Origin of the sequence: Micromonospora mangrovicola (genome assembly GCF_047200535.1) — a bacterium.
Taxonomy (GTDB): Bacteria; Actinomycetota; Actinomycetes; order Mycobacteriales; family Micromonosporaceae; genus Micromonospora.
On the sequence record NZ_JBJZOG010000191.1, the window covers coordinates 1 to 4,753 of the forward strand.

Sequence of the window (4,753 nt, forward strand, 5' to 3'; positions counted from 1 at the left end):
CCCCCCCCCTCTCCCCCCCGCCCCCGGTTCGCGTTACCTTCCGCTGTGCGTCGCTGCGCGGTAGTGTTCGTCTTTGTTGGAACACGTTCGACCGCGTGCGCGTGGTCGGGAGAGTGGGAGGTGACCGCGGGTGCTCGCGCGGCAGCGGCAGGCCGCCATCCTGGACCGGGTCCGCGCCGCCGGCGGCGTCCGGGTCACCGAGCTGGCCGCCGAGTTCGGCGTCTCCGACATGACCATCCGGCGCGACCTGGAGACCCTGCACGAGCAGGGGCTCCTGGCCAAGGTGCACGGCGGCGCCACGCTCGCCGGCCCGGGCTCGACCGACGAGCCCGGCTTCCGGGCCAAGTCGGTCCGCCAGTCGGCCGAGAAGGCGGCCATCGCCGCCCGGGCGGCGCAGCTGGTCCGCCCCGGCGCGGCCGTCGCCCTCTCGGCCGGTACGACCACCGCCGAGCTGGCCCGTCACCTGCTCGACGTGCCGGGGCTGACCGTGGTGACGAACTCGCTGCCGGTGGCCGAGATCCTGCACGTCGGCGGCCGGCCGGACCAGACCGTGGTGCTCACCGGCGGGGTGCGTACCCCCTCGGACGCGCTGGTCGGCCCCCTCGCGGTGGCCGCGCTCGACGCGCTCCACCTGGATCTGCTCTTCCTCGGCGTGCACGGGATCAGCGAGCGGGCCGGGTTCACCACACCGAACCTGATGGAGGCGGACACCGACCGGGCCCTGGTCGCGGCGGCCGACCGGCTGGTCGTGCTCGCCGACCACACCAAGTGGGGCACGGTCGGCATCTCCTCGATCGTCGGCCTGGACGCGGCGGACGTGCTGGTCACCGACGGCCGGATGGCGCCGGACGCGCGACGGGTACTCGAGGACCGGGTGGGCGAGCTGGTGATCGTGCCGGGCACCGAGGGGGCGGAGTGAAGCGTACGCAGATCGAGCTGGCCGACGGCCGCGAGTTGATCTACTTCGACGAGCGGGACGACGCGGTCCGCGACCAGCCGGACCGGCGTGAGCTGCCCCCGCCGCCGCCCGCATCCCAGCTCCGCTACGACCCGCTCACCGACGAGTGGGTGGCGGTGGCGGTGCACCGGCAGACCCGGACCTTCCTCCCCCCGGCCGACGAGTGCCCGCTCTGCCCCTCCCGGGGTGACCGGCTCAGCGAGATCCCCGCCCCGGACTACGACGTCGCCGTCTTCGAGAACCGCTTCCCCTCGTTGAGCCAGCGGGTCGCCGAGGAGCCGGACGAGATCACCCCGTTCACCCCGGTCCGTCCCGGGCGCGGCCGGTGCGAGGTGGTCTGCTTCACCGATGACCACAACGCCTCGTTCCCCCGGCTCTCCCCGCGCCGGGTGCGGACCGTGCTGGACGCCCTCGCCGACCGGACCACCGCGCTGGGCGCGCTGCCCGGGGTCGAGCAGGTCTTCCCGTTCGAGAACCGGGGCGTGGAGATCGGGGTGACCCTGCACCACCCGCACGGCCAGATTTACGCGTACCCGTTCGTCACGCCGCGGACCCGCACCATGCTGGCCGCCGCCCGCCGGCACGCGGAGCGCACCGGCGGCAACCTGTACGCGGACGTGCTCGCCGCCGAACGCGCGGCCGGGGACCGGGTGGTGGCGGCCAACGAGCACTGGACGGCGTACGTACCGGCCGCGGCGCGCTGGCCGTTCGAGGTGCACGTGGCACCGCACCGACCGCTGCCGGACATCCCGGCGCTGGACGACGCCGAGCGGGACGCCTTCGGCCCGCTCTACCTGGACGTGCTGCGCCGCTTCGACGGGCTGTTCGGCCTGCCGATGCCGTACATCGCCGCCTGGCACCAGGCCCCGGTACGCGTCGACCGCGACCTGGCGCACCTGCACCTGCAGCTGTTCAGCATCCGGCGGGCCAAGGACAAGCTGAAGTACCTGGCCGGCTCCGAGTCCGGGATGGGTGTGTTCATCAACGACATCGCCCCGGAGCGGGCGGCGGAACTGCTCCGCGCCGCGCCGCCCCGGGCCGCCGCCTGACGCCCCGGGCCGCCGCCGCGCCGCTCCCCGTCGCCCGGCGTCCCGGATCGTCGCCTCGTCGCCCGCATTCCGACACCTCGGTCGCCGCATGGTGGCCAGCGCCGAGGACCGCATCAGCCGCGGTGGCCGGGTGGGAATCCCGCCACAACAGGGCGCGGGGGGCCCGGGACAGGGCCCCCCGCAAGGGAAGGGACGGCTGGCTGCGTGCGACAGCCGGGAAGGCTGGCCGATCGCCGCGAGACGACCGCGGTCAACCCTCCGTGGACGGGACTGGCATCGCGTCCACCCTGCTCAACGAGGCGCGCCGTCCCCCGGTGACGCTGCCGGGGACGGCCCAGCACAGCGGACCCGGCTGGGGAGCACCCCGGCGGACACGACGGAGCCCGCCGGCGCGGGGCCGGCGGGCTCGGTCGGTGACGCGGACGAGAGTCAGGCGGCGAGCTTGCGCGCCAGGTTCTCGTCGAGCGCGTTCATGAACTCGTCGGTGGTCAGCCACGGGGCGTCCCGCGAGATGAGCAGCGCGAGGTCCTTGGTCATCTGGCCGCCCTCGACGGTCTCGACGATGACCCGCTCCAGCGTGTTGGCGAACTCGGCGACCGCCGGGGTGCCGTCCAGCTTGCCCCGGTGGGCCAGGCCCCGGGTCCAGGCGTAGATCGACGCGATCGGGTTGGTCGAGGTCTTCTCGCCCTTCTGCCACTGCCGGTAGTGCCGGGTGACGGTGCCGTGCGCGGCCTCCGCCTCGACGGTGCGGCCGTCCGGGGTCATCAGCACGGAGGTCATCAGGCCGAGCGAGCCGAAGCCCTGCGCGACGGTGTCCGACTGGACGTCACCGTCGTAGTTCTTGCAGGCCCAGACGAAGCCACCCTCCCACTTGAGCGCGGCGGCGACCATGTCGTCGATCAACCGGTGCTCGTAGGTGATGCCGGCGGCCTCGAACTCCGACTTGAACTCGTTCTCGAACACCTCGGCGAAGATGTCCTTGAACCGGCCGTCGTACGCCTTGAGGATGGTGTTCTTGGTCGACAGGTAGACCGGGTAGCCGCGGTCCAGGCCGTAGCGCATGGAGGCGCGGGCGAAGTCCCGGATCGACTCGTCGAAGTTGTACATGCCCATGGCGACGCCGCCGCCGGGGAAGTTTGCGACCTCCATCTCCATCGGCGCGCTGCCGTCGGCCGGGGTGTAGGTGATGGTCACCGTGCCCGGGCCGGGGACGACGAAGTCGGTGGCCTTGTACTGGTCGCCGTGCGCGTGCCGGCCGATGATGATCGGCTTGGTCCAGCCGGGGACGAGCCGCGGCACGTTGGACATGATGATCGGCTCGCGGAAGACGACGCCGCCGAGGATGTTGCGGATGGTGCCGTTGGGCGACCGCCACATCTTCTTCAGGCCGAACTCCTCCACCCGGGCCTCGTCCGGGGTGATCGTGGCGCACTTGACGCCGACGCCGTGCTCCTTGATGGCGTTCGCGGCGTCGACGGTGACCTGGTCGTCGGTCTCGTCACGGTGCTGGATCGACAGGTCGTAGTAGTGCAGGTCGACGTCGAGGTAGGGCAGGATCAGCTGCTCCCGGATCTGCTTCCAGATGATCCGGGTCATCTCGTCGCCGTCGATTTCCACGACCGGGTTGTTTACCTTGATCTTCGCCATCGGCCGGCGCTCCTCTCGGGGGACACATGCTCAAGCAGTACGAGCGTACTGGAAACTGGCCGGGGCTCCCCAGCCGGCCTCACCCCTGGAAACGGGGTCGCCCGGGACGGGCCGCGGTGGCATCCTTCCCGGATGCCGCTGGATCACACGGTCGGGTCTATCACGGTCACCGCCCTGGTCGACGGAGCGGGGCCCTTCTTCCAGCCCCGGAAGGAGGCGTTTCCCGACGCCACCGGCGCCCAGTGGGCGGAAGCCGACCGCCGGGACCCGGAATCCGTCACCCCGGACGGCCGCTGGTGGCTGCCGTTCCGCTGCTTCGCACTGCGCACCGGGGACGGGCCGGTCACCCTGGTCGACGCCGGCATCGGTCCCGCCGACTCACTCGCCGCGGGCTGGGCACCCGTCCCCGGCCGGCTGCCCGAGGAACTGGCCGCGGCCGGGATCGACCCGGCGGACGTCCGGACCGTGGTGCTCACCCACCTGCACACCGACCACGTCGGCTGGGCCGGCGCCCTGTTCCCGAACGCGGATCACCTGGTGCAGCGGGCCGAACTGGACGCGCTGGCGCGGTTTCATCCCGAACTGCCGGCCCGGCTCCTGGGGCCGTTGCGCGTCACCGGCCGGCTACGGGTGGTCGACGGCGACGCGGACCTGACCCCCGGGGTACGCGTGCTGAGCACCCCGGGGCACACCCCCGGCCACCAGTCGGTGCTGCTCGACGACGGACAGGACCGGCTCCTGATCACCGGCGACCTGCTGGTGCATGCCCTGCAACTCGTCGATCCCACCCTGGCGTACGCGCACGAGGAGGATCCCGCACTGGCCCGCACCACCCGCCTGACCCTGCTGACCACCCTGCCCCCCACCACCACCCTGGCCACCCCCCACCTCGGCACCCCCTTCACCCTGATCACCCCTCGCACCGCGCACCCGCAGAGTTGATCAAGGAGTTCGCGTCGGAACGGAGCCGATTTCCGACCCGAACTCCTTGATCACCGTGGCCGAGCGGTGTGGGGGGGTGTGGGGATGCGGAAGGGGCGGGGGGGGGGGGGGGGGGGGGGGGCGTGGGGGGGGGGGGGGGGGGGGGGGCCCCCCCCCC

Annotated in this window: 4 protein-coding genes; 3 read left to right on the plus strand and 1 reads right to left on the minus strand. The window is 72.8% G+C overall.

Going from position 1 to position 4,753, the window contains the following annotated elements; genetic code table 11:
• Positions 1 to 130: 130 nt before the first annotated feature.
• Both ACL02O_RS33560 and galT read left to right on the plus strand, forming a co-directional pair.
• A complete protein-coding gene (locus ACL02O_RS33560) occupies positions 131 to 919 on the plus strand; it encodes a DeoR/GlpR family DNA-binding transcription regulator (RefSeq protein ID WP_412822205.1) in 789 nt (262 codons plus the stop codon).
• Positions 916 to 2,007: a galactose-1-phosphate uridylyltransferase gene (gene galT / locus ACL02O_RS33565; protein WP_412822206.1), complete on the plus strand. Its 1,092-nt coding sequence runs from the start codon at positions 916 to 918 to the stop codon at positions 2,005 to 2,007. The genes ACL02O_RS33560 and galT overlap by 4 nt, the downstream gene beginning before the upstream one ends.
• A 429-nt stretch (positions 2,008 to 2,436) precedes the next feature.
• Here the strand turns inward: galT and ACL02O_RS33570 are convergent, their stop codons facing one another.
• Positions 2,437 to 3,654, minus strand: coding sequence for an NADP-dependent isocitrate dehydrogenase (locus tag ACL02O_RS33570; RefSeq protein ID WP_412822207.1), 1,218 nt, complete (start codon positions 3,652 to 3,654; stop codon positions 2,437 to 2,439).
• A gap of 132 nt (positions 3,655 to 3,786) precedes the next feature.
• Here ACL02O_RS33570 and ACL02O_RS33575 point away from each other — a divergent pair, with 132 nt between their 5' ends.
• Positions 3,787 to 4,596, plus strand: coding sequence for an MBL fold metallo-hydrolase (locus ACL02O_RS33575; protein ID WP_412822208.1), 810 nt, complete (start codon positions 3,787 to 3,789; stop codon positions 4,594 to 4,596).
• Positions 4,597 to 4,753 lie beyond the last annotated feature (157 nt).